Source organism: Azohydromonas caseinilytica (assembly GCF_012927045.1).
Lineage (GTDB): Bacteria > Pseudomonadota > Gammaproteobacteria > Burkholderiales > Burkholderiaceae_C > Azohydromonas > Azohydromonas caseinilytica.
Genome location: NZ_JABBFW010000001.1, coordinates 26,191 through 50,256, shown reverse-complemented (window position 1 = coordinate 50,256; position 24,066 = coordinate 26,191). Strand labels below are relative to the sequence as shown.

The following is a 24,066-nucleotide window of genomic DNA, read 5'->3' as shown; positions in this document are numbered from 1 at the left end:
CGGTAGAATCGCGCCACCATGGCCGATCCGACCCCTTCCGAAGTCCGCGACTACATCGCCGCCGGGCTCGACTGCGCGCATCTGGCGGTGGAGGGCGATGGGCGCCACTTCTTCGCCACCATCGTGTCCGCCGAATTCGAGGGCAAGCCGCGCGTGGCGCGCCACCAGCGCGTGTATGCCGCCCTGGGCGACCGCATGCGCGAACAGATCCACGCGCTGTCGATGAAGACCCTCACCCCCGCCGAGTGGGCCGCGCAGCAGCCCGCCGCCGACCACCATCACTGACGCCTTTCGCGGCCTTGTCGCCGCGGTGGGTGTGCGCGGCGAGCGCTAGCCCCTTCGCCGCCAAGCCGCCCATAAAAGCATGGACCAACTCCTGATCCGCGGCGGCCGCTCCCTGCAGGGCGAGATCGTCATCTCCGGCGCCAAGAACGCGGCGCTGCCCGAACTTTGCGCGGCCCTGCTCACCGACGAGCCCGTGCGCCTGCTCAACGTGCCGCGCCTGCGCGACGTGGGCACCACACTCGTGCTGTTGCGCAACATGGGCGTGCAGGCCGACTGGTGCGGCCTGCGCGGCGAGCCCGGCGACGACGCGGTGCTGATCGACGCCAGCCGCGTGGCCGAGCCGGTGGCGCCCTACGAGCTGGTCAAGACCATGCGCGCCTCGATCCTGGTGCTGGGGCCGCTGCTGGCGCGCTTCGGCAAGGCGACGGTGTCGCTGCCCGGGGGCTGCGCCATCGGCTCGCGCCCGGTGGACCAGCACATTAAGGGCCTGCAGGCCATGGGCGCGCAGATCACGGTGGAGCACGGCAACATCGTCGCCACCAGCGCCGGCCGGCTGCAGGGCGCGCGCATCACTACCGACATGGTGACCGTCACCGGCACCGAGAACCTGCTGATGGCTGCCGCGCTGGCTGAGGGCGAGACGGTGCTGGAGAACGCGGCGCAGGAGCCCGAAGTCGTCGATCTGGCCGAGATGCTCATCGCCATGGGCGCGCGCATCGAGGGCCACGGCACCAGCCGCATCCGCATCCAGGGCGTGGAGCGGCTGCACGCGCCGCGCGAGCCGCACCGCATCGTCCCGGACCGCATCGAGACCGGCACCTTCATTTGCGCCGTGGCGGCCACCGGCGGCGATGTGCTGCTGAAGAACGCCCGTCCGGACCATCTGGATGCCGTGCTGGACAAGCTGCGCGAGGCGGGCGTGCAACTCGACATCGGTGCCGACTCGATCCGCGTGCGCGGCAATGGCCGGCTCAAGGCGGTGAGCTTCCGCACCAGCGAATACCCCGCGTTCCCGACCGACATGCAGGCGCAGTTCATGGCGCTCAACTGCATCGCCGAGGGCGCCGCGAAGGTGACGGAAACCATCTTCGAGAACCGCTTCATGCACGTGAACGAGCTGATGCGGCTGGGCGCCAGAATCGAAGTGGACGGCCACACGGCCCTGATCCAGGGCGTGTCGCAGCTCTCCGGCGCCACCGTCATGGCCACCGACCTGCGCGCCTCGGCCAGCCTCGTCATCGCCGGCCTGGTGGCCCAGGGCGAGACCACCGTGGACCGCATCTACCACCTCGACCGCGGCTACGACCGCATGGAAGAGAAGCTGCGCGCCGTCGGCGCCGACATCGAGCGCGTGAAGGCCTGAAGCAAGCCATGAACGACACCATCACCCTGGCGCTGTCCAAGGGCCGCATCTTCGAAGAGACCCTGCCGCTGCTGGCCGCCGCCGGCATCGAGGTGGGCGAGGACCCCGAGAAGTCGCGCAAGCTGATCCTGCCCACCAACCGCCCGGACGTGCGGGTGGTGCTGGTGCGCGCCACCGACGTGCCGACGTATGTGCAGTACGGCGGCGCGGACCTGGGCGTGGCCGGCCTGGACGTGCTGCTGGAGCACGCCGGCGGCGAGAGCGCCACCGGGCTGTACCAGCCGCTGGACCTGCGCATCGCCTGCTGCCGCATGAGCGTGGCCGCGCGCAACGATTTCGACTACGCCGCCGCCGTGCAGCAGGGCTCGCGCATCCGCGTCGCCACCAAGTACACCCACATCGCGCGCCAGCATTTCGCCGACAAGGGCGTGCACGTGGACCTGATCAAGCTCTACGGCTCCATGGAGCTGGCGCCGCTGACCGGCCTGGCCGACGCCATCGTGGACCTGGTCTCCACCGGCTCCACGCTGCGCGCCAACCACCTGGTGGAGGTCGAGCAGATCATGCCGATCTCCTCGCGCCTGGTCGTGAACCAGGCTGCGCTGAAGCTCAAGCGCGCCGCGCTGCGCCCCCTCATCGACGCCTTTGCCGGCGCCATTCCCGCCTGACTTTTCAGCTTCTCACCTTCCTCCCACGGCCTTCGGCCCCCTCACTCCCGAGCCCTCCATGAGCCTGCAGCTGCGCCAACTCAGCACCGCCGACGCGGATTTCGAATCAGCCTTCCAGCGCGTGCTGCACTGGTCGGCCGAGACCGATGCCGCGATCGAGCATCGGGTGGCGGAGATCATCGAGGCCGTGCGCAGCCGCGGCGACGCCGCGGTGCTGGAGTTCACGCAGCGCTTCGACGGCCTGCAGGCCGACAGCGTGTCGGCCCTGGAGCTGGGCCGCGAGGAGCTGAAGGCCGCCTTCGACGCCATCACGCCGGCTCAGAGAGAGGCGCTGGAATTCGCCGCCCAACGCGTGCGCTCGTATCACGAGCGCCAGCTGGAAGCCAGCGGCAAGAGTTGGAGCTACCGCGACGCGGACGGCACGCTGCTGGGCCAGAAGGTCACGCCGCTGGACCGCGTGGGCATCTACGTGCCCGGCGGCAAGGCCGCGTACCCCTCCAGCGTGCTGATGAACGCCATCCCCGCACACGTGGCGGGCGTGCCCGAGATCGTGATGGTCGTGCCCACGCCGCGCGGCGAGAAGAACCCGCTGGTGCTGGCCGCCGCGTTTGTCGCCGGCGTGCACCGCGCCTTCACCGTGGGCGGCGCCCAGGCGGTGGCGGCGCTGGCCTACGGCACGGCCTCCATCCCGCGCGTGGACAAGATCACCGGCCCGGGCAACGCCTACGTGGCCAGCGCCAAGCGCCGCGTCTTCGGCCAGGTGGGCATCGACATGATCGCGGGGCCGAGTGAGATCCTGGTGCTGGCCGACGGCAGCACGCCGGCGGACTGGGTGGCCATGGACCTGTTCAGCCAGGCCGAGCACGACGAGCTGGCGCAGAGCATCCTGCTGTGCCCCGATGCCGGCTACATCGCGCAGGTGCGCGAGGCGATCGAGCGGCTGCTGCCCGGCATGCCGCGCGCGGACGTGATCCGCGCCTCGCTGGAAGGCCGTGGCGCGCTGATCCAGACCCGCTCCATGGACGAGGCCTGCGAGATCAGCAACCGCATCGCGCCCGAGCACCTGGAGGTCAGCTCCAGCGAGCCGCAGCGCTGGGAGCCGCTGCTGCGCCATGCCGGGGCGATCTTCCTGGGCGCCTACACCAGTGAGAGCCTGGGCGACTACTGCGCCGGTCCCAACCACGTGCTGCCCACCTCGGGCACGGCGCGCTTCAGCTCGCCGCTGGGCACCTACGACTTCCAGAAGCGCAGCAGCCTCATCGAGGTGAGCGAGCAGGGCGCGCAGCAACTGGGCCGCATCGCCGCCGAGCTGGCCTATGGCGAGGGCCTGCAGGCCCACGCGCAGGCGGCCGAATTCCGACTCAAGAAAGGTTCGTGATGACGACGGCGTCCTTGCAAGCGCTGATGCAGCGCGTGATCCGCCAGGACGTGCAGTCCATGCACGCCTATGCCATCCAGGACAGCCGCGGGCTGGTCAAGCTCGACGCGATGGAAAACCCGTTCAGCCTGCCGCCCGAGCTGCAGGCGGCGCTGGGCGAGCGTCTGGGCCAGGTGGCGATCAACCGCTACCCGACCACCTGCGTCGCCGACGTCATCGCGGCGCTGACGCAGTACATCGGGCTGCCCGAAGGGTGCGCGCTGATGCTGGGCAACGGCTCGGACGAGCTGATCTCGCTGCTGGCGCTGGCCTGCGACCGGCCCGGCGCGAAGATCCTGGCGCCGCTGCCCGGCTTCGTGATGTACGAGATGTCGGCGAAGCTGCAGGGCCTGCAGTTCGTGGGCGTGCCGCTCACCGCCGATTTCGAGCTGGACGAGGCGGCGATGCTGGCCGCCATCGAGGAGCACCGGCCGGCCATCACCTACATCGCCTACCCGAACAATCCCACCGCCAACCTGTTCGACGACGCCGTCGTGCAGCGCATCGTCGAGGCCGTGGGCGCGCAGGGCAGCGGCTTCGTGGTGTTCGACGAGGCCTATCAACCCTTCTCGTCGCGCAGCTGGCTGCAGCGCATGGCCCGGCATGAGCATGTGCTGGTGATGCGCACGCTGTCGAAGTTCGGCCTGGCCGGCGTGCGGCTGGGCTACATGGCCGGCGCGGCGGCGCTGGTGCACGAGATCGACAAGGTGCGCCCGCCCTACAACGTCAGCGTGCTCAATGCCGAGGCCACGCTGTTCGCGCTCGAGCATGCCGACGAGTTCGCGCGCCAGGCGGCGGTGCTGCGCGAGGAGCGCGCCAGGCTCATCAACGAGCTGCGCGACCTGCCCGGCGCCAAGCCCTACCCGAGCGAGGCCAACATGATCCTGGTGCGCGTGCCCGACGCGAAGAAGGCCTTCGAGGGCATGAAGTCGCGCGGCGTGCTGGTGAAGAACGTGTCGGCGCTGCACCCGCTGCTGGATAGCTGCCTGCGCCTGACGGTGGGCACGCCTGCCGAAAACCGACTGATGATCGACGCCCTGAAAGCGAGCCTGTAAATGGAGTCCCGCCAAGCGCGTATCGCCGAAGTCCGGCGCGATACCAAGGAAACGCAGATCCGCGTGCGCATCAACCTCGACGGCACCGGGCAGGCGCAGCTGAACACGGGCGTTGGCTTCTTCGACCACATGCTCGACCAGATCGCGCGCCATGGCCTGGTGGACCTGGAGGTGGAGTGCACGGGCGACCTGCACATCGACGGGCACCACACGGTCGAGGACGTGGGCATCGCCCTGGGCCAGGCCGTGGCGAAGGCGGTGGGCGACAAGAAGGGCCTGGTGCGCTACGGCCACAGCTACGTGCCGCTGGACGAGGCGCTGTCGCGCGTGGTGGTGGACTTCTCCGGCCGCCCCGGTCTGCACATGGACGTGAACTTCACGCGCGCCATGATCGGTGCGCTGGACACGCAACTCGTCTTCGAGTTCTTCCAGGGCTTCGTCAACCACGCGCTGGTGAGCCTGCATATCGACAACCTCAAGGGCGTCAATGCGCATCACCAGTGCGAAACCATCTTCAAAGCCTTCGGGCGCGCGCTGCGCATGGCCTGGACCGTGGACGAGCGCGCGGCCGACGTGATTCCTTCCACCAAGGGATGTCTCTGACATGAGCAAGCGCACCGTCGCCGTCGTCGATTACGGCATGGGCAACCTGCGCTCGGTCTCGCAGGCCGTGCTGCACGTGGCCCAGGACAGCGGGCTGGACGTGATCATCACCTCGCGCCCCGAAGAGGTGCGTGCCGCCGAGCGCGTGGTGCTGCCGGGGCAGGGCGCGATGCGCGATTGCATGCGCGACCTGGCTGAATCCGGTCTCAAGGAGGCCGTGCTCGAAGCGGCCGCGTCCAAGCCGCTGATGGGTGTGTGCGTGGGCATGCAGATGCTGCTGGACCACAGCGAGGAGCAGGACACGCCGGGCCTGGGGCTGATCCCGGGGCGCGTGCGCCGCTTCCGCCTGGAGGGCCAACTGCAGCCCGACGGCAGCCGCTACAAGGTGCCGCACATGGGCTGGAACCAAGTACGCCAGACGCAATCACATCCCATCTGGCAGGGCGTGCCCGACGATTCCTTTTTCTATTTCGTGCACAGCTATTACGCCGTGCCTGAAAACAGCGCGCACAGCGCCGGGGAAAGCGATTACGGCGCCAGCTTTACCTGTGTGGTGGCGAGGGATAACATTTTTGCCTCCCAGTTCCACCCGGAAAAAAGCGCCGCTCACGGCCTTGCGCTCTACCGCAACTTCCTGCACTGGAAGCCCTGAGAAACCGGGTTTCTCCCTTCAACCCTTAATTGCTCTGCCGAGCCATGCTCCTCATTCCGGCCATCGACCTCAAGGACGGCAAATGCGTGCGTCTGCAACAAGGCGACATGAACGCATCCACCACTTTCGGCGAGGACCCGGCCGCCATGGCGCGGCGCTGGCTTGATGCCGGCGCGCGCCGGCTGCATCTGGTGGACCTCAACGGCGCCTTTGCCGGCAAGCCGGTCAACGAAGCCGCCATCAAGTCCATCCTCGCCGAGGTGGGCGACGAGATTCCGGTGCAGCTTGGCGGCGGCATCCGCGACCTCGACACCATCGAGCGCTACCTCGACGACGGCCTGAGCTACGTGATCATCGGCACCGCCGCGGTCAAGAGCCCGGGCTTCCTCAAGGACGCCTGCAGCGCCTTCGGCGGCCACATCATCGTCGGCCTGGACGCCAAGGACGGCAAGGTCGCCACCGACGGCTGGAGCAAGCTCACCGGCCACGAGGTGGTCGATCTGGCGCGCAAGTTCGAGGACTACGGCGTCGAAGGCGTGATCTACACCGACATCGGCCGCGACGGCATGCTCACCGGCATCAACATCGACGCCACCGTGAAGCTGGCCCAGGCCCTGTCCATCCCCGTCATCGCCTCGGGCGGCCTGTCCAACATGGCCGACATCGAGAAGCTGTGCGAGGTGTACAGCGAGGGCGTGGAAGGCGTGATCTGCGGTCGCTCCATCTACACCGGCTCGCTGGACTTCGCAGCGGCGCAGGCCCGCGCCGACGAACTGCTCGAAGGCGTCGCGCGCTAAATGCTGGCCAAACGCATCATTCCCTGCCTGGACGTCACGGGCGGGCGCGTCGTCAAGGGCGTGAACTTCGTCGAGCTGCGCGACGCGGGCGATCCGGTCGAGATCGCCGCCCGCTACAACGAGCAGGGCGCCGACGAGCTGACCTTCCTGGACATCACCGCCACCAGCGACGGGCGCGACCTGATCCTGCACATCATCGAGGCGGTGGCCTCGCAGGTGTTCATCCCGCTGACGGTGGGCGGGGGAGTGCGGACCGTTGAGGACGTGCGCCGGCTGCTCAATGCCGGCGCCGACAAGGTCAGCTTCAACTCCGCCGCGGTGGCCAATCCGCAGGTCATCCGCGACGCCTCGGACAAGTACGGCGCGCAGTGCATCGTGGTGGCCATCGACGCCAAGCGTCGCCAGGGCGAGGACCTGGCCGCGCGCGGCCCGGGCTGGGACGTGTACACGCATGGCGGGCGCAAGAACGTCGGCCTCGATGCGGTGGCGTGGGCGACGCAGATGGCCGAGTACGGCGCCGGCGAGATCCTGCTGACCAGCATGGACCGCGACGGCACCAAGATCGGCTTCGACCTGGAGCTCACCCGCGCCGTGAGCGACGCCGTGCCCGTGCCCGTGATCGCCTCCGGCGGCGTGGGCGCGCTGGAGCACCTCTCGGAAGGCATCCGCATCGGCGGCGCCGACGCGGTGCTGGCGGCGAGCATCTTCCACTACGGCGAGTTCACGGTGGGCCAGGCCAAGGCGCTGCTGGCGCGCGACGGCATCCCGGTCCGCCCATGACCCGCGCCGCGCCGCCGCGCGAGGTGCGCAGCCCGCGGGGCGGCGCGCCGGCTTCGCCTTCCGGTAAGCCGGCCAAGTCGGCTGCATCCACCGCGCCGCGCGAGGTGCGGCTCATTGGTGGCGTCTGGAAGCGCAGCAGGCTGCCCGTGGCCGACAGGCCCGGGCTGCGCCCCACGCCGGACCGCGTGCGCGAAACCCTGTTCAACTGGCTGGGCCAGGACCTGACGGGCTGGCGCGTGCTCGATGCCTATGCCGGCAGCGGGGCACTCGGCTTCGAGGCCGCCTCGCGCGGCGCGGCCTCCGTGCTGCTGCTGGAGCGCGACGCGCAGCTGGTGGCCAGCCTGCGCGCCTCGCGGCAGCGGCTCAAGGCCACGCAGGTCGAAGTGCGGCAGGCCGATGCCATCAGCACCATGCGCAGCGCCGCGCCCGGCAGCTTCGACCTGGTGCTGCTGGACCCGCCCTTCGACGCGGGCCTGTTCGAGGCCTCGCTGGCCGCGGCCCGGCCCTTGCTGGCGGACGGCGGTTTCATCTATCTGGAAGCGCCGTCGCTGCTGGCGCAGGCTCCCGCGGGCCTGCAGCTGTACCGGCATGGCCGGGCCGGCGCGGTGTTCTTCCACCTGCTGCAGCGCGCGGACGCCGGCAGCGCGGCTTCACCTTCGGAGGTCCAGCCATGACCAGCACCACGCGGCTCACCGCCGTCTATCCCGGCACTTTCGACCCGATGACGCTGGGCCACGAGGACCTCATGCGCCGTGCCAGCCGGCTGTTCGAGCGGCTGATCCTGGCCGTGGCGGCGGGGCACCACAAGCGCACCATGTTCACCATCGACGAGCGGCTGGACATCGCGCGCGAGGCGGCGCGGGCTTATCCGAACGTGGAAGTGATCGCCTTCCGCGGCCTGCTGCGCGACTTCGTGGTCGAGCATGGCGGCAAGGTGGTGGTGCGCGGGCTGCGCGCGGTCAGCGACTTCGAGTACGAGTTCCAGATGGCGGGCATGAACCGCCAGCTCATGCCGGACGTGGAGACGCTGTTCCTCACGCCCAGTGACCAGTACCAGTTCGTCAGCGGCACCTTCGTGCGCGAGATTGCCACCCTGGGCGGTGATGTCTCCAAGTTCGTGGCACCCTTCGTGCTCCGCCGCCTGCAAGAGCGCGTGGCGAAGCCTTGAAGGCCGCGCGCGATTCAACCGTAGTAAAGGAGAGCGTTGATGGCGCTCATGATCACCGACGAGTGCATCAACTGTGACGTCTGCGAGCCCGAGTGCCCGAACCAGGCCATCTCGCTGGGCTTGGAGTTCTACGAGATCGACCCGGATCGCTGCACCGAGTGCGTGGGCCACTTCGACGAGCCGCAATGCGTGCAGGTCTGCCCGGTGAGCTGCATCCCGGTCAATCCACAGCATGTCGAAGACAAGGAAAGCCTCTGGGCCAAGTACCGCCGGCTGCAGGCGGCGTCGGTGTCGGCCGGCTGATTCGCGTTCCCTTGGGCTGACCCGGGCCGGCACATCGCCGGCCTTGTCGTTTCAGGACGGCTGTTTTTCCGCTCTCTTGCCGTCTGGCTGTTTCTTGGGTGCCTCGGGCTCGGCAGCCTTGGGGGCCCAGGCGCGGCGCACGGCCGGACCTAGATCGCGGCGGTGCTTGCCCCGCGGCTTCGCGGCCGGTGGCGCGTCGCCCTCAGCCTGTCTTTGGGGCTGTGCCTTGGAGGCTTGGGAGCGGGTCTGGCGTGCGGTACGCGCTACTTGGGCTTCCCGGTCCCGGCGCAGCGACTGCGCCAAGGTTGCTTCCCGCTGTGTCAGTTGCGCCGCCTCGCGCCGCTGCTCCTCGCTGCGCGGATCGGCCGCGTCCACCGCCTGGCCGCCAGGACAGGGTGTCTGGCGGTACTCGCGGCCTTCGGGACCGCAGCGGTAGACGCCCTGTGCCGGGGCTGCGGCGGCAGCAGCCAGCAGCAGCGCCAGGAGCACGGGGCGCTTCACGTGGCGCCGGTACTGCCGTCCGTGGATGGGGGCGTTTGCGGACGCGGCGGCTTGGGCCGCGGTGGACGGGCATTGAGCTTCATGGTGGCGCGCTCCATGTCGGCGGCGAGCAGCAGGTCCAGCACCTGCAGCGACTTCTGGATGCACTCGTGAATCGCCTCGCGGTCGGTGGGCGAGGGCTTCTTCAGCACGTAGTTCACGACCTCGGCCTTCACGCCAGGATGGCCGATCCCCAAGCGCAACCGCCAAAAGTCCGCGCTGCCGAGCTGGGCCTGCATGTCCTTGAGGCCGTTGTGGCCGGCGTGGCTGCCGCCGCGCTTGAGCTTCATCTGGCCGGGCAGAAGATCGAGCTCGTCATGTGCGACCAGGATCTCGTCCGGCGCGATCTTGAAAAAGCGCGCCAGCGCCGCCACCGACTTGCCCGAGAGGTTCATGTAGGTCTGCGGCTCCAGCAGCCACAGCGGCCCCTCGGCGCGATTCACGCGTGCCACCAGGCCCCAATAGCTGCGCTCGGGCACCAGCGTCGTGCGCAGCTCGCGCGCCACGGCGTCGATCCACCAGAAGCCGGCGTTGTGGCGCGTGTCCTCGTAGTCCGGGCCCGGATTGCCCAGGCCCACCAGCAGTCGAATCATGGAAAGGATTATCGCGAGGCGGTGAAGCTGGGTTGCGCCGACACGCGCGGAAACAGTGCCCGCGCGTGGCCTCGTGCCGGCGACGGCCCATGAAAAAGCCCCGCAGGGCGGGGCTTTTTGAGAAGGGAAGGGGCCGCGAGGGCCCCGGGCATTACTTCTTGCCCTTCTTGCCCTTGGCCGGCGCGGCGGCAACCACCGGGGCCACGATCTCTTCCTCGGCCTTCGGCGGGTTGGCCACGGCGATCACCGGGTTGCGGCCACGGTTGACCAGCTTGACGTTGGCCGGCAGCTTCAGGTCGGAGGCGTGCAGCGACTGGCCATTGACCAGCTCGCCCAGGTCCACGGTCAGGAACTCGGGCAGCTGGGCGGCCAGGCACTCGACCTCGATCTCGGTCGTGACGTGGGCCACGGTGCACTTGTCGGTCTTGACGGCCGGCGAGTTCTCTTCGTTCGTGAAGTGCAGCGGCACCTTCTTGTGCAGGCGGGTGGTCTCGTCCACGCGCTGGAAATCGATGTGCATCACGATCGGCTTCCAGGCGTGCATCTGGTAGTCACGCAGGATGACCTTGGAGGTCTGGCCGTTGACTTCCATCTCCAGCAGCGAGCTGTGGAAGGCTTCTTTCTTCAGGGCGTGGAACAGCGCGTTGTGGTCCAGCTCGATCATGGCCGGCTCGCCGGCGCCGTAGACGATGCCGGGCACCTTGCCGGCATTGCGCAGGCGGCGGCTCGCTCCGGTCCCCTGCAGGGTGCGCTCGAAGGCGACGAATTTCATGCTTCACTCCAAGTGAATCGGGCGCCCGCGACCAGGCTGCCCAAGGAATACGCAGGCACGGAGGGCCTGCACAGAAAAGGAAAGGGCACCGGTCAGGCGCCCATTCCGTCAGAAGTTGTTGTTCTGCTCCGCGAACAGCGACGTCACCGACTCGCCGTCCGAGATGCGGCGGATGGTTTCCGCGAACAGGAAGGCCACCGAGAGCTGGCGGATCTTGCGGCAGCCGCGCGCGGCTTCGCTCATCGGGATGGTGTTGGTGATCACCACCTCGTCCAGCGCCGAGGACTCGATGCGGCTGATGGCCGGGCCGGAGAACACGGCGTGCGTGCAGTAGGCGTAGACGTTCTTGGCGCCGCGGTCCTTGAGCACCTCGGCCGCCTTCACCAGCGTGCCGGCGGTGTCGATCATGTCGTCCATGATCACGCAGTTGCGGCCTTCGATCTCGCCGATGACGTGCATCACTTCAGACACGTTGGCGGCCGGGCGGCGCTTGTCGATGATGGCCAGGTCGCAGCCCAGCTGCTTGGCCAGGGCGCGGGCGCGCACCACGCCGCCCACGTCGGGCGACACCACCACCAAGTCGGAGTAGCTGCGGCTCTTGAGGTCCGACAGCAGGACCGGCGAGGCGTAGATGTTGTCCACCGGAATGTCGAAGAAGCCCTGGATCTGATCGGCGTGCAGGTCCATGGTCAGCACGCGCTCGACACCCACCGTCTCCAGCAGGTTGGCCACAACCTTGGCGCTGATGGGCACGCGGGTGGAGCGCGGGCGGCGATCCTGGCGGGCGTAGCCGAAGTAGGGGATCACGGCCGTGATGCGGCGCGCGCTGGCACGCTTGAGCGCATCGACCATGATGAGCAGTTCCATCAGGTTTTCGTTGGTCGGCGCGCAGGTGGACTGCACCACGAACACGTCGCGGGCACGCACGTTCTGCTGGATCTCGACCGTCACTTCACCATCGGAGAAGCGGCCGACGGCGGCTTTGCCGACCTCGACGCCCAGGTGGGTTGCGATTTCCTGGGCCAGCAACGGATTGGCGTTGCCGGTGAACAGCACGGTATTGAACAACACGATGCGCGCTCCGTCGAAACGGGTTTTGGAAGCAACGCGGCGCCGTCAATGCGGCGCCGCGGGCTTGTTTGATGAAACTAGATGATTTGGCAGGGGAGGAAGGACTCGAACCCTCGCATGTCGGAATCAAAATCCGATGCCTTAACCAACTTGGCGACTCCCCTACACCGGTTCCGGCTTGCGCCAGCACCTGAAACTTTTCAGCCTGCCCAGCTCTCCAGCGGATGCCGATCCAGGCTGTGACACAGCTTTCCCAGCCATCCGCTCGGCAATGATGCCAGTGCACTTGCATCATTTTTCGAGCTTATTGCCTCAGCTGAGACAGCGATTGTATCACATTTTTCAATTCTAGCAAACACTGCGCTTCCAGAACCTGTCATGCGGCTGTTGCCGTATCGGTTCCGCAACCATCGGGCGGCTTGCGCTACCTCTGGCGCACGATCTTCAGCGGCGGCTTGCAGATCATTTCGACCAAAGCCGGGTTGCAGGATCGTTTGCGACGCGTCGTCTGCAGGAAAGAGCGCTACTGTAGCACCTGTTTTGGCGCCTGCCAACAGGGGGCTTGAAAAAATGTCTTTCGTGGGGAGTTCCACCGGTGGCCTGATCACCGCGAAACGCTGTTTCGGCACCTGCACCGGCGTGAGCCGCTCGCCGATGCCTTCGACAAAGGCATTGCATCCGCCAACGAAGAAAGGCACGTCCGCTCCGAGTTGGGGCGCCAGCTCCAGCAGCTGCGCACGGCTCCAGCCCAGGCTCCACAGCCGGTTGAGCGCCAGCAGCACGCTGGCGGCATCGGAACTGCCGCCACCCATGCCCGCGCCCCAGGGCACGCGCTTGAGCACCGAGATGTCCGCCCCCAGTGAGGTGCCGCTGCGCTGCTGCAGCAGCCGTGCCGCGCGCAGCGCCAGATCCACTTCCGGCAGCGCCGGCCCAAGGTCATGGCGATACAGCTGGCCGTCCTGGCGCAGCTCGAAATGCAGCGTGTCGCACCAGTCGACCAGCACGAACACCGACTGCAGCAGGTGATAGCCGTCCTCGCGGCGTCCCACCACATGCAGGAACAGATTCAACTTGGCCGGGGCCGGGACGTCGTAGAGGGCGCGCAAAGGCATGGCAAGGTCCGATGCTGCCCGATGCCGGCCGCCGTCCGTGGCGCCGCTGTCCGGCAGCGAAAAATCAGGGATTCTGATCCAGCCGGGCCCGCACCCCGATGACGGGCAGCTGCGGCCGCTGCGCCACGAGCACGCCGTCGGTGAAGCGGCTGAGGTCGATGCGCCAGCCCAGCTGTTCAAAGCCGTCGGGCAGGCGCTGCACCGGCGCAGCGGCCCAGGGCCGGCCGTGCAGCCATTCGATGAGCGCGGCCAGCGGGATCGGCTCACCCAGCATGCGCTCCGACAAGGCGTCCAGGCTGGCGTCGCGGCTGTCGCCCTGCGAGGTCTGCAGCAGCGCCTGGCCCGGCCGCCACTGCGCGCGCGCCAGCACGGTGCCCAGGGGTGAAGTCAGCTGCAGCGTGCCGCGCTCGGCATTGCCCTGCAGCTCGAAGGCGGCACTGAAGCTGCGCGCCGGGCTGTCGTTGAAGGCCTCGACCTGCACCGCCAGGCGGCCGGCGAGCACATCCGGCGCCACCGCGCGCGGCGCCTGCGCGCAGCCCGCCAGCAGCGCCGCCGGCAGCAGTGCGGCGGCCAGCCAGCGGCGGCGCTTCACAGATCGACCTTCAGCCGTGCCAGCGTGGAGCGCAGCAGCTCGTTGGCGCCGTCGCGCCCGCGCGCCTCGCGCCACACGCGTCGGGCCTCGTCGCGCCGGCCCAGGGTCCACAGCACTTCGCCCAGGTGCGCGGCGATCTCGATGTCGGGCCGCGCCGCGTAGGCCTGCTGCAGCAGGCGCAGCGCCTCCTCGTTGCGACCGAGCCGGAATTCGACCCAGCCCAGGCTGTCGATGATGAAAGGATCGCCCGGCGCCATCTCCAGCGCCTTGACAATCAGCTCCCGAGCCTCGTTCAGGCGCTGGCCCCGCTCGGCCAGCGAGTAGCCCAGCGCGTTGTAGGCATGCTGGTGATCGGGCTTGAGCGCGATCACCTGGCGCAGCAGCTTCTCCATCTCGTCCAGGCGGTCGAGCTTCTCGGCCGCCATGGCCTGCTCGTACAGCAGGTCGGAGTCGGCGCTGAAGCGCTCATTGGCGCGCGCCAGCAATTTGTAGGTTTCGGGCCAGCGCTTGAGCTCGCGCAGCCACTGCACCTCGGCCATCAGCTTGGTGCGGGCCTCTTCCTCGGTGCGCTCGGGCAGGGCATGCAGCAGGGCCCGGCCTTCATCGACTCGGCCCTGGTGCGCCAGCAGCAGGGCGCGGCGCGCCTGCACTTCCACCAGGCGCTGCGGATCGTCGATGCCCGCCAGCCAGCGCTCGGCCTGGGCCATGTCGCCGCGCTGCTCGGCCGCCTGCGCCAGCAGCAGCTGCGCCTGCGTGATGCCGCGCTGGCGCGCCTCGTCGGGCGGCTCGGCTTCGCCTTCCTCGCTGGCGCTCGCACCCTGCTCACGCACCAGTTTCAGATAGCTCTGCAGCGCGGCCTCGGCGCGCGCGGGCTCGCGCAGCTCCAGCCGCAGCGCGCCCAGCATCAGCCAGGGCGGCGCCAGCTCGGGACGGGATTGCGTGACCTGCTCGACCTGCTGCACCGCGTCGCCATAGCGCTGCATGTTGCTCAGCGTGCGCGCATAGGCCAGGCGCACGGCCGGCTCGGCATTGGGCTGTTCCAGGTAGCGCCGCACCAGCTCGTCGGCCGCCACCTGGCGCGGCAGCAGATCCAGCGCCAGCAGCGCCGGCGCGGGGGAGGCCGGGTCGTCGGCCGCGGCCTGCCGGGCCAGCTCCAGCGCGCGCTGCGCGTCGCCGGCGGACAGCCAGGCGCTGCCCTGCGCCACGCGGCTGACGGTGCGGGTGTCCGGGCGGGCCACGTAGGGCTTGAGCAGCGCCTCCAGCAACTGCGCCGTCTGGCGCGGCTCGTCCTGGCGCTGCAGCAGCCGCGGCAGCGCGCCGATCAGCGCCGGCCGCTCGGCCTCGGGGCTGCGCTCCAGCAGCGTGCGCAGCGGCTCGGCCACCTCGTTGCCGCGGTGCAGCGCCAGCAGCAGCTGCAGCTCGAAGCGCAGCGCCTCGCCGGACTGGGGTTGCGCCTGGCGCCAGGCGCGCGTGGCCTGCAGCGCCTGGTCGCCGGCGCGCGCCTGCAGCGCGATCTCCACCGAGCGGCGGAACAGCCCTTCGTCACGCGTGCGCCGCGCGGCGTCGAGGATGATCTGGTAGGCATCGCCGGCACGGCCGCTGCGCAGCTCCATCTCAGCCACCAGCACCTGGTACAGCAGCTGCGCGTCCATGGTCGAGGGCTGGGGCACTTCCTGCGCATGTGCCGCGCACGTGGCGCCCAGCACGGCTGCCACGGCCACGCGACGCAGTAGTGCATGCGGCGGGCGCCTGAACCATCGTGAGGCAAGTCCGGCCATCAAAGCTCCTAGTTTCAATTTCATTCTAGGAGGCCGCTGACCCTGCCGCGCCGACGGGGCCATGGACGGCGCTGCGGATAATCCCGCCGATGCCCGAATTGCCTGAAGTCGAAGTCACGCGCCGCAGCGTCGCGCCGCGTCTGGAGGGCGCGCTGGTGCGCGCGGTGCGCGTGGGTGCCGCCTTGCGCTGGCCGCTGGGCGTGGAGCCCGCCTCCCTGGTGAGCCTGCGCATCGGCCCGCTGCAGCGGCGCGGCAAGTACATCTGGCTGCCGCTGCTGCACCCCGACGGCGCACCGCAGGGCGGGCTGCTGCTGCACCTGGGCATGTCGGGCTCGCTGGCCTTTCTTGCCGAGCCCGCTGCCGCGCCGGGCAAGCATGAGCATTTCGACCTCGTCACCGACGCCGGCACGCTGCGACTGACCGATCCGCGCCGCTTCGGCGCCGTGGTGTGGTCGCCGGCGCTGGACCAGGGCATGGCCGCGCGGCTGCTGGCGCGGCTGGGCCGCGAGCCCTTCGACCCGGCCCTGACCCCGGCGCTGCTGCGCCAGGGCCTGCAGCGCCGCAGCGTCCCGATCAAGACCGCGCTGCTGGCCGGCGACATCGTGGTCGGCGCGGGCAACATCTACGCCTGCGAGGCGCTGTACGAAGCGGGCATCGACCCGCGCACGCCGGCCAACGCATTGACCTTGGCCGACTGCGAGCGGCTGCTGGCGGCGCTGCGCGACACGCTCGGGCGCGCGCTGGAGCTGGGCGGCTCGACGCTGCGCGACTTCCGCGACGCGCACGGCATGAGCGGTGCCTTCCAGGACCAGGCCGGCGTCTATGGCCGCGAAGGCCAGCCCTGCCGGCGCTGCGGCACCCCGGTGCAGCGCCTGGTGCAGGGCCAGCGCTCCACGTTTTTCTGCCCAAGCTGTCAGCGGCGGTGAATTTCCGCAGTCCAGGTTGCTTTCCTGTCAGCAGTTGTTCACCCTACCCTTGTCCACGGGGGGGCTGGGCCAAAATCGGCGCCTGCATTCCTGGCCTGCTGGCTTGCACATGCCTGAAAACTCTCTTGTCCCGCCGCCTGAGCTCTGGTCCTGGCCGCAGCCCCCGGGCTGTCCGGCCGACGAGCTTGCGCAGGTGTTGGGCGAACACGACCTGCTGGACGCCGAGTGCGCAGCCCTGATTGGGGTACTGCGCGAGCGCCGCCGTGCCGGTCAGGCGCTGCATGCCGAGGCCCGGGCCCTGGCGCAGCGCGTGGCGCTGTTGCAGGACGAGCACCAGGCGCACCTGGCCGCGCAGCTGGCCGAGCTGCGCAGCCTGCAGGAACGCAGCGCGGCGCGGCTGCAGTCGCTGCAGCAGCGCGTGAACCGCGACGGCGTCGCGCTGCAGGCCTGCGGCGCCCAGTTCGATGCGCTGCGTGCCGTGCATGCGCGCATGGCGCAGGAGCTGCTGGCGGGGCTGCATGTCCAGGCCGTGCATGTGGAGCTCAAGCGCATGCAGCAGGAGTGCGGCAACGCCTGGCAGCGGCCGCTGCGGCTGCATCGGGCCTTCGCCGCGCTGAGCGAGCGGCTGCACCTGCGCCTGTCGCAGGCGCAGCGGCGCTGCGAGGACATCCATGGCGTGATGACGGCAGGCTACGCCGCCATCAATGCCGCCCATGGGCTGACGCTGACGGCGGAAGCGCCGCCGGCGCTGCAGCCTTTCATCGACGAGCTGACCGTGCTCAGCGGCGCCTACGCCCGCCAGATGGGCCCGAGCCACCTGCTGCGGCTGATCCGCCCGGGCTTTCAGACGCGGCTGGTGCGCCAGTTGCAGGTGCGGCTGGTGCGGCTGTTCCACGGCGCCACCGCGGAACTCGAAGGCTGGAGCCATGCACTGTGGACCCCGGCGCAGGCGCGGCTGGACCAGTCGCGCGACCGGCTGCAGCACCGCCACGACGCCGTGCAGCGCGTGCAGCAGGCCGCCGACGAGCTGCAGCAGCGCATCGTCGAGCTGGAGGCGCAGGAGCTGCTGGAGCAGGAGCGCTTCGGCCACGCGCTGCGCCTGCTCACGCGCCTGGAAGCCGTCGAGAGCGGCGACCGCCCCAAGCTGCAGGTGCGCGCCGCCTGAATTCCCGATCCGAATGCGAACCGAAGACTTCTCGGGCGGCGAGGCCGCCCCCTCGACGCTGGCCGAACGCGTCATCGCCTGGCAGCGCACGCACGGCCGCCATGCGCTGCCCTGGCAGAACACGCGCGACCCGTACCGCGTCTGGCTGTCGGAAATCATGCTGCAGCAGACGCAGGTCGCCACCGTGCTGGGCTACTACGAGCGCTTCCTGGCGCGCTTCCCGGACGTGGCGGCGCTGGCCGCGGCGCCGCTGGACGAGGTGCTGGCGCTGTGGAGCGGCCTGGGCTACTACAGCCGCGCCCGCAACCTGCACCGCTGCGCGCAGGCGGTGATGAGCGAGCACGGCGGGCGCTTCCCCGACAACAGCGCGACGCTGGCAACGCTGCCCGGCATCGGCAAATCCACCGCGGCGGCGATTGCCGCCTTCTGCTTCGGTGAGCGCGCCGCCATCCTGGACGGCAACGTCAAGCGCGTGCTCACCCGCGCGCTGGGCTTCGACCGGGACCTGTCGCAAGCCAGCGCCGAGCGCGAGCTGTGGGCGAAGGCGCAGGCGCTGCTGCCCGCGGCCGGCATCGAGGCCTACACGCAGGGCCTGATGGACCTGGGCGCGGGCGTGTGCACGCAGCGGCGCCCGACCTGCCTGCTGTGCCCGCTGCAGCACGGCTGCGTGGCGCACGCGCAGGGCGATCCCGCGCGCTACCCGGTCAAGACCCGGCGCGTCACGCGCGGCCGGCGCAGCCATGCGCTGCTGTGGCTGCAGCAGGGCGACCGCTTGTGGCTGACGCAACGTCCGGACAGCGGCGTGTGGGCCTCGCTGTGGAGCCTGCCGGAGTACGAGGACCTGGAGGCGCTGCAGCAGCGCCTGACCGCGCTGCCGGGGCAGGGCGAGGCGCTGCCGCTGGTGGAGCATGCGCTGACGCATTTCGACTGGGCCCTGCAGCCCTGGCGCCACGAACTGCCGCAGGACGAGTCAGCCCGCGCCGCCGTAGAGGCCTTCCTGCCGCCCGGACGCTGGGTCACGCTGGCGCAGGCTTTTGACATGGGCCTGCCCGCGCCGGTGCGCAAGCTGCTGGAGCGTTGCGGGGTCTGAGCCCCGGCCTGGGACTGTTGTCTGTGGGTTGACGTACAGCCCACTGTGTGGGCGCTGAGTGAGATATTGTTGCAAGTCAGTCAACAGTTGCGGGCAGCGCCCGCGTTCAGCCCGTCACCAGGCCGCGCTGGCGCAACACGTCGTCCACCAGGCGCAGCCGCGTCAGCGGGTCGGGCAGCAGCATCAGCTTCTGGCGCACGGACAGCGGCAGGGGCAGCAGTTCGCACCAGCGGTTGGCGACCCAGCCGGCGTCGTCCAGCTTCGGCGGCCCGTCGCACAGCTGCAGCCCCTCGGTCTCCAGCGCCTCCAGGGCCCGGCTCAGCGCCGCGGCGGTGGGCTCGAATTCCTCGCCCGGCGCCACGACGGGGTCGTCGGGCAGGAAATTGACATCGGCCACCCACAGGCCGTCATCCTCGTGGCGCGGCGTGTCGAAAGTGAAACGCCGGGTGCCGATGCAGCGCAGCAGCAGGATGCCGGGCTGCGGCGCATCGACCTCGTCCAGCCGGGCCAGCACGCCGGCGTGCTCGAACTGCTCGGGCGCTGCGCCGGGGCGGCGCACCTCCGCGCCATCGCGCAGGCACACCACGCCGAAACCGCCGCCCGTGCGCAGGCACTCGCCGACCATGTCCAGGTAGCGGGCCTCGAAGATCTTCAGGGGCAGCAGGCCGCCCGGATAGAGCACGGTCTGCAGCGGGAACAGCGGCAGCGTGGCCTGGTCGGCCGGGGTGGGGGCCGCGCCGCCGGCGGCACCCGTCCCGTGGCCTGGCGTGGTCATGCCGAGGCGTCGAGTTCGCGGTGGCGGCGCAGCACGGCGCCATGGCCGGCGAAGCGCTGCGCCAGCGTCTCCACCAGGTACACCGAGCGGTGCTGGCCGCCGGTGCAGCCGATGGCCACGGTCAGGTAGCTGCGCTGGTCGTCCTCGAAGGCGGGCAGCCAGCGCCGCAGGAAGGCTTCGATCTGTTCGAGCATGTCGGTGGCCTCCGGTTGCGCGTGCAGGTAGTCGGCCACCGGAGCGTCGCGCCCGGTCAATGGCCGCAACTCACGGATGTAGTACGGATTGGGCAGCACGCGCACGTCGAACACGAAGTCCGCGTCCAGCGGCACGCCATGCTTGAAGGCGAAGGACTCGAACACCAGCGTCAGCCCGCCGGGGCGCGCGCCCACGAGGTCGCGAATCCAGCTGCGCAGCACCGCCGGGCGCAGCTCGCTGGTATCGATGACGGTGGACACCTCGCGCAGCCCGGCCAGCAGCTCGCGCTCGATCTCGATGGCTTCCACCAGCGCCGGCTGCGGCTGGCCGGCGTCGGCCGCGCGCTTGGTCAGCGGGTGCGGGCGGCGCGTTTCCGAGAAGCGCCGCAGCAGCGTGTTGGTGGTGGCATCCAGGAACAACGGCCGGATGGCCACGCCCTCGCTGCGCAGCTGCGGCAGCATCGTCACCAGCCGCGGCAGCGAGCCGGCGGTGCGCACGTCCACGGCGATGGCCACATGGCGGTCGCGCTCGGCTTCCAGGCGCAGGAACTGCGGCAGCAGCTCCGGGGGCAGGTTGTCCACGCAGAAGAAGCCCGCGTCCTCCAGCGCATGCAGCGCCACGGACTTGCCCGAGCCGGAGGTGCCGGACACCAGCACCACCTCGCGCAGCGGCTTCGCGGGGAAGGTGTCGTCGCTCATCGCGGCCTGGCCTTGGCACGGTCCGAAGAAGGCGCGGCGGCCTCGTCCAGCAGCGCCTGGGCATGCGCCAGGCTGGTGCCCGCCAGGCGCTCGCCGCCCAGCATGCGCGCCACCTCGGCGGTGCGCGCCTCGCCGGCCACGGGCTGCACGTCGCTGAGCGTGATGCCCTGGCGCTCGGCCTTGCTGACCACGAAATGGTGGTCGGCGCAGGCCGCCACCTGGGCCAGGTGCGTCACGGCCAACACTTGGCGCTCGCGGCCGAGCTGCTTCATCAATCGGCCCACCGCGTCGCCCACCGCGCCGCCGACACCGGCGTCGATCTCGTCGAAGATCAGCGTGGCCGCGCCGGCGGCCTGCTCGCGCGCCGTGGTCACGGCGATGGCCAGCGCCAGGCGCGAAAGCTCGCCGCCGGAGGCCACCTTGGCCAGCGGCCGCGGCGAGCTGCCGGCGTGGCCGGCCACGCGCAGCTCCACCGATTCCAGCCCGAAGGCCTGCGGCTGGTCCTGCGGCAGCAGGCCCACTTCGAAGCGCCCGCCGGCCATGCCCAGCTGCTGCATGGCCTGCGTCACGCGCTGCGCCAGCTGCGGGGCAGCGGCGCGGCGCAGCGCGCTCACGCGCTGGGCCTCGGCGCGCCAGGCCTCCAGCGCCTTCTTGACATCGGCCTCCAGCGCGTCGAGGTCGGTGGCGGCGTCCAGCGCCTTCAGTTCGGTGCGCCACTGCGCCAGCAGCGCGGGCAGCTCCGCGGGCGGGCGGCGGTAGCGGCGCGCCAGCGACATCCAGGCCGACAGCCGCTCGTCGAGCTCATTGAGCCGCTCGGGCTCCAGCTCGGCATGGCCGAGATACGCATTGAGGCTGTGCGCGGCGTCCTGCAGCTGCACCTGCGCGGCCTGCAGCACTTCCACCACCGGTTCCAGCCGGGCGTCGTAGCGGGAGACGTCGGTGAGGGCGTCGATGGCGCGGTTGGTGAGCGCATCGGCGCTGGTGTCGGCCTCGGAGACGGCATCCAGCGCGGTGCGCGCCGCGCTCAGCAGTGCCTGGGCATGCGACAGCCGCTCGTGCTCGGCATTGAGCGGCTCCCATTCGTCCTCGCCGGGGGCGAGCTTGTCGAGCTCGCCGATCTGCCAGGCCAGCCGCTCGCGCTCGCGCTCCAGGCTGTCCTGGCGGGTGCGCGCGTCCTGCAGCGTCTGCGTCGCCTCGCGCCAGCGCGTGAACAGCGCCGCCAGCGTGGTGGTGTCCACGCCGGCCTGGCCGTCAAGCAGCGCGCGCGTGGCGGCCGGGCGGGTGAGGCTCTGCCAGGCATGCTGGCCGTGGATATCGAGCAGGAACTCCGCCGCCTCGCGCAGCTGCGCCACGGTGGCGACGCTGCCGTTGATCCACGCGCGGCTCTTGCCCTGGGCGTCGATGGCGCGGCGCAGCAGCAACGTGCTGCCGTCGCTGTCGAAGCCGGCTTCCTCCAGCCAGGGCGCCAGCGCCGCGGGCGCGTCGAACTCGGCGGTGATCTCCGCGCGAGCGGCGCCCTCGCGCACCACGCCGGCATCGCCGCGGCTGCCCAGCGCCAGCTGCAGCGCGTCGATCAGGATGGACTTGCCCGCGCCGGTCTCGCCGGTGAGCACCGAGAAGCCGGCGTCGAAGTCCACCTCCAGCGCGGCCACGATCACGAAGTCGCGCAGCACCAGACGCCGCAGCATCAGACCACTCCCTCGTACCAGCGCAGCTTGCGCCGCAGCGTGGCGTAGTAGCTCCAGCCCTTGGGATGCAGGAAGCGCACCTTGTGCGCCGAGCGTTGCACGCGCACCTGGTCGCCGATGTGCAGGCTGGCCAGGCTTTGCATGTCGAAATTGGCCGAGGCGTCGCGCCCGGCGACGATCTCGATGCGCATCTCGCCCTGGTCGGGCAGCACGATGGGGCGGTTGGACAGCGTGTGCGAGGCAATCGGCACCAGCACCCAGCCGCCGATGCCCGGGTGCAAGATCGGCCCGCCCGCGGACAGCGCGTAGGCGGTGGAGCCCGTGGGCGTGGCGATGACCAGGCCGTCGGCGCGGATGTTGGCGATGAAGTCCTCGCCGATGTGCAGGCTCAGCTCCACCATCGAGGCCGTGGCGCCGCGGCTGACCACCACGTCGTTGAGCGACAGGCCCTCGAAGATGCATTCGCCGTCGCGCCAGATGCCGCCTTCGAGCATGGAGCGGTGCTCCTCCTCGTAGTCGCCGGCCATCATCGAGGCCAGGGCGTCGCGGAACTGGCCGATGGGCACGTCGGTGATGAAGCCCAGGCGGCCCTGGTTGATGCCCACCAGCGGCACGTTGAGGCGGGCGAGCTCGCGGGCGATGCCCAGCATGGTGCCGTCGCCTCCCACCACCACCGCCACGTCGCAGCAGGAGTTGAATTCGGAGGCATCGAGCACGGGGTACGCGGTCAGGCCGGTGCTGTGCGCGGTGTTGCGCTCCAGCGAGACCTGCAGACCTTGCTTCACCAGGAACTGCGCCACCTCTTCGAGCACGGAGGTGATACCGTGTGCCTGGTACTTGCCCACTAATGCGGCGTGTCGAAACGGGGTCGGCATGCGGCGGATTACACCACAGGGCCCCTTGCGCCCTCGGGGGCGCAGCCCCATCTCCGTAGAATGAAAAGCATGCTCGACGAGCGCGCCCGCACCCTCCTCAAAGCCCTGGTTGAACGCTACATCGCGGACGGCCAGCCCGTGGGCTCGCGCACGCTGTCCAAGGCGTGCGGGCTGGAGCTCTCGCCGGCGACCATCCGCAACGTGATGGCCGACCTGGAAGACCTGGGGCTGATCGCCAGCCCGCACACCAGCGCCGGGCGCATCCCGACGCCGCGCGGCTACCGGCTGTTCGTGGACACCATGCTCACCGCGCGTGGCCTGGAGCAGGGCGCGCCCGAGCTCGCCGCGGCGCGCGAGCAGCTGCACCCCGACCAGCCCCAGCGCGTGATCGCGCAGGCGGCGCACCTGCTCTCCAACCTCTCCAGCTTCGTGGGCGTGGTGACGGCGCCGCGCAAGGCCGGCGTGTTCCACCACATCGAGTTCCTGCGCCTGGGCGAGCGCCGCGTGCTGGTGATCCTGGTGGCGCCGGACGGCGACGTGCAGAACCGCGTCATCTTCACCGCGCGCGATTACGGCCAGTCCGAGCTGGCCGAGGCCACCAACTACCTCAATCACCACTACGCCGGCCTGAGCATCGAGGAGGTGCGCGCGCGGCTCAAGGGCGAGGTGGAGCAGCTGCGCGGCGAGATCGCGGCGCTGATGCAGGCCGCGGTGCAGGCCGGCAGCCAGGCGCTGGAGGAAAGCGACCAGGTCGTGGTCAGCGGCGAGCGCAACCTGCTGGCGGTGCAGGACTTCGGCCACGACATGGGTTCGCTGCGCAAGCTCTTCGACCTGTTCGAGCGCAAGACCGAGCTGATGCGGCTGCTCGACGTTTCCAGCCGCGCCGAAGGGGTGCGCATCTACATCGGCGGCGAAAGCCGCGTCGTGCCCTTCGAGGAGCTGTCCGTGGTGTCCGCGCCCTACGAGGTGGACGGCCGCGTGGTGGGTACGCTGGGCGTGATCGGCCCCACGCGCATGGCTTACGACCGCATGATCCAGATCGTGGACATCACCTCGCGCTTGGTCAGCAACGCGCTGAGCCAGAAGTAACGCCCGGTCGCGCCCC

At 70.1% G+C, this 24,066-nt stretch carries 27 protein-coding genes and 1 tRNA gene; 16 read left to right on the top strand and 12 right to left on the bottom strand.

The genetic code is table 11. From position 1 onward, the window contains the following. The first annotated feature begins 18 nt into the window (after positions 1-18). The 12 genes from HHL10_RS00280 to HHL10_RS00225 all read left to right on the top strand — a co-directional run bounded on the left by HHL10_RS00280 (position 19) and on the right by HHL10_RS00225 (position 9,091). Positions 19-285: a BolA family protein gene (locus HHL10_RS00280; protein WP_169158349.1), complete on the top strand. Its 267-nt coding sequence runs from the start codon at positions 19-21 to the stop codon at positions 283-285. Positions 286-364: 79 nt separating this feature from the next. Next, a complete protein-coding gene (gene murA, locus HHL10_RS00275; RefSeq protein ID WP_169158348.1) occupies positions 365-1,648 on the top strand; it encodes a UDP-N-acetylglucosamine 1-carboxyvinyltransferase in 1,284 nt (427 codons plus the stop codon). An 8-nt stretch (positions 1,649-1,656) separates the two neighbouring features. Further along, positions 1,657-2,316: an ATP phosphoribosyltransferase gene (hisG, locus tag HHL10_RS00270; RefSeq protein ID WP_169158347.1), complete on the top strand. Its 660-nt coding sequence runs from the start codon at positions 1,657-1,659 to the stop codon at positions 2,314-2,316. Positions 2,317-2,374: 58 nt separating this feature from the next. After that, positions 2,375-3,694, top strand: a complete 1,320-nt coding sequence (hisD, locus tag HHL10_RS00265) for a histidinol dehydrogenase (RefSeq protein ID WP_169158346.1) — start codon at positions 2,375-2,377, stop codon at positions 3,692-3,694. After that, positions 3,694-4,788, top strand: a complete 1,095-nt coding sequence (gene hisC / locus HHL10_RS00260; RefSeq protein ID WP_235970956.1) for a histidinol-phosphate transaminase — start codon at positions 3,694-3,696, stop codon at positions 4,786-4,788. The genes hisD and hisC overlap by 1 nt, the downstream gene beginning before the upstream one ends. Beyond that, a complete protein-coding gene (hisB, locus tag HHL10_RS00255) occupies positions 4,789-5,391 on the top strand; it encodes an imidazoleglycerol-phosphate dehydratase HisB (RefSeq protein ID WP_169158345.1) in 603 nt (200 codons plus the stop codon). A gap of 1 nt (position 5,392) precedes the next feature. After that, on the top strand, positions 5,393-6,043 hold the full coding sequence (gene hisH, locus HHL10_RS00250; RefSeq protein ID WP_169158344.1) for an imidazole glycerol phosphate synthase subunit HisH: 651 nt from the start codon (positions 5,393-5,395) through the stop codon (positions 6,041-6,043). 44 nt (positions 6,044-6,087) lie between these two features. Beyond that, entirely contained in the window at positions 6,088-6,840 is a 753-nt protein-coding gene (gene hisA / locus HHL10_RS00245) for a 1-(5-phosphoribosyl)-5-[(5-phosphoribosylamino)methylideneamino]imidazole-4-carboxamide isomerase (protein ID WP_169158343.1), read from the top strand. Further along, positions 6,841-7,620 carry an imidazole glycerol phosphate synthase subunit HisF gene (hisF, locus tag HHL10_RS00240; protein ID WP_169158342.1) on the top strand — a complete coding sequence of 260 codons (780 nt, stop codon included), beginning with the start codon at positions 6,841-6,843 and terminating at the stop codon, positions 7,618-7,620. Then, positions 7,617-8,294 carry a 16S rRNA (guanine(966)-N(2))-methyltransferase RsmD gene (gene rsmD / locus HHL10_RS00235; RefSeq protein ID WP_169158341.1) on the top strand — a complete coding sequence of 226 codons (678 nt, stop codon included), beginning with the start codon at positions 7,617-7,619 and terminating at the stop codon, positions 8,292-8,294. Before hisF ends, rsmD begins: the two co-directional genes overlap by 4 nt. Then, the gene (coaD, locus tag HHL10_RS00230) at positions 8,291-8,788 is read left to right on the top strand and encodes a pantetheine-phosphate adenylyltransferase (protein WP_169158340.1); all 498 of its coding nucleotides are present in this window, start codon (positions 8,291-8,293) and stop codon (positions 8,786-8,788) included. Before rsmD ends, coaD begins: the two co-directional genes overlap by 4 nt. 39 nt (positions 8,789-8,827) lie before the next feature. Next, the gene (locus tag HHL10_RS00225; protein WP_169158339.1) at positions 8,828-9,091 is read left to right on the top strand and encodes a YfhL family 4Fe-4S dicluster ferredoxin; all 264 of its coding nucleotides are present in this window, start codon (positions 8,828-8,830) and stop codon (positions 9,089-9,091) included. A gap of 51 nt (positions 9,092-9,142) precedes the next feature. Here the strand turns inward: HHL10_RS00225 and HHL10_RS00220 are convergent, their stop codons facing one another. From HHL10_RS00220 to HHL10_RS00185, 8 genes are all read right to left on the bottom strand, one after another. Further along, positions 9,143-9,580, bottom strand: coding sequence for a hypothetical protein (locus HHL10_RS00220; RefSeq protein ID WP_169158338.1), 438 nt, complete (start codon positions 9,578-9,580; stop codon positions 9,143-9,145). Between the two features lie 8 nt (positions 9,581-9,588). Next, positions 9,589-10,224, bottom strand: coding sequence for an aminoacyl-tRNA hydrolase (gene pth, locus HHL10_RS00215; RefSeq protein WP_169158337.1), 636 nt, complete (start codon positions 10,222-10,224; stop codon positions 9,589-9,591). Between the two features lie 151 nt (positions 10,225-10,375). Then, the gene (locus HHL10_RS00210) at positions 10,376-10,996 is read right to left on the bottom strand and encodes a 50S ribosomal protein L25/general stress protein Ctc (protein ID WP_169158336.1); all 621 of its coding nucleotides are present in this window, start codon (positions 10,994-10,996) and stop codon (positions 10,376-10,378) included. A gap of 108 nt (positions 10,997-11,104) precedes the next feature. Beyond that, positions 11,105-12,067: a ribose-phosphate pyrophosphokinase gene (locus tag HHL10_RS00205; protein WP_169158335.1), complete on the bottom strand. Its 963-nt coding sequence runs from the start codon at positions 12,065-12,067 to the stop codon at positions 11,105-11,107. An 87-nt stretch (positions 12,068-12,154) separates the two neighbouring features. Further along, positions 12,155-12,231: transfer RNA gene (locus HHL10_RS00200), tRNA-Gln, on the bottom strand. A gap of 36 nt (positions 12,232-12,267) precedes the next feature. After that, on the bottom strand, positions 12,268-13,179 hold the full coding sequence (gene ispE / locus HHL10_RS00195; protein WP_169158334.1) for a 4-(cytidine 5'-diphospho)-2-C-methyl-D-erythritol kinase: 912 nt from the start codon (positions 13,177-13,179) through the stop codon (positions 12,268-12,270). Positions 13,180-13,243: 64 nt separating this feature from the next. Further along, on the bottom strand, positions 13,244-13,771 hold the full coding sequence (locus HHL10_RS00190; protein WP_169158333.1) for an outer membrane lipoprotein LolB: 528 nt from the start codon (positions 13,769-13,771) through the stop codon (positions 13,244-13,246). Further along, entirely contained in the window at positions 13,768-15,492 is a 1,725-nt protein-coding gene (locus tag HHL10_RS00185; RefSeq protein WP_310734492.1) for a tetratricopeptide repeat protein, read from the bottom strand. Before HHL10_RS00185 ends, HHL10_RS00190 begins: the two co-directional genes overlap by 4 nt. A 146-nt stretch (positions 15,493-15,638) precedes the next feature. Here HHL10_RS00185 and mutM point away from each other — a divergent pair, with 146 nt between their 5' ends. The 3 genes from mutM to mutY all read left to right on the top strand — a co-directional run bounded on the left by mutM (position 15,639) and on the right by mutY (position 18,730). Beyond that, complete coding sequence (gene mutM / locus HHL10_RS00180) at positions 15,639-16,475, top strand: bifunctional DNA-formamidopyrimidine glycosylase/DNA-(apurinic or apyrimidinic site) lyase (protein WP_169158331.1); 837 nt, start codon at positions 15,639-15,641, stop codon at positions 16,473-16,475. Between the two features lie 196 nt (positions 16,476-16,671). Beyond that, positions 16,672-17,640, top strand: a complete 969-nt coding sequence (locus HHL10_RS00175; protein WP_205832849.1) for a hypothetical protein — start codon at positions 16,672-16,674, stop codon at positions 17,638-17,640. A 13-nt stretch (positions 17,641-17,653) separates the two neighbouring features. Further along, positions 17,654-18,730, top strand: a complete 1,077-nt coding sequence (gene mutY / locus HHL10_RS00170; RefSeq protein WP_169158329.1) for an A/G-specific adenine glycosylase — start codon at positions 17,654-17,656, stop codon at positions 18,728-18,730. Positions 18,731-18,836: 106 nt separating this feature from the next. On the opposite strand, the gene HHL10_RS00165 is transcribed toward mutY, so the two are convergent. Genes HHL10_RS00165 through HHL10_RS00150 form a run of 4 tightly spaced genes read right to left on the bottom strand, consistent with a single transcriptional unit; the run spans position 18,837 to position 22,961 of the window. Next, positions 18,837-19,505, bottom strand: coding sequence for an LON peptidase substrate-binding domain-containing protein (locus HHL10_RS00165; protein ID WP_169158328.1), 669 nt, complete (start codon positions 19,503-19,505; stop codon positions 18,837-18,839). Beyond that, positions 19,502-20,398, bottom strand: a complete 897-nt coding sequence (rapZ, locus tag HHL10_RS00160) for an RNase adapter RapZ (protein ID WP_169158327.1) — start codon at positions 20,396-20,398, stop codon at positions 19,502-19,504. The genes HHL10_RS00165 and rapZ overlap by 4 nt, the downstream gene beginning before the upstream one ends. After that, on the bottom strand, positions 20,395-22,086 hold the full coding sequence (gene recN / locus HHL10_RS00155) for a DNA repair protein RecN (protein WP_205832848.1): 1,692 nt from the start codon (positions 22,084-22,086) through the stop codon (positions 20,395-20,397). The genes rapZ and recN overlap by 4 nt, the downstream gene beginning before the upstream one ends. Next, a complete protein-coding gene (locus tag HHL10_RS00150; protein WP_169158326.1) occupies positions 22,086-22,961 on the bottom strand; it encodes an NAD kinase in 876 nt (291 codons plus the stop codon). The genes recN and HHL10_RS00150 overlap by 1 nt, the downstream gene beginning before the upstream one ends. 69 nt (positions 22,962-23,030) lie before the next feature. Between HHL10_RS00150 and hrcA the strand changes: the two genes are divergently transcribed. Next, the gene (hrcA, locus tag HHL10_RS00145; protein WP_169158843.1) at positions 23,031-24,050 is read left to right on the top strand and encodes a heat-inducible transcriptional repressor HrcA; all 1,020 of its coding nucleotides are present in this window, start codon (positions 23,031-23,033) and stop codon (positions 24,048-24,050) included. Positions 24,051-24,066 lie beyond the last annotated feature (16 nt).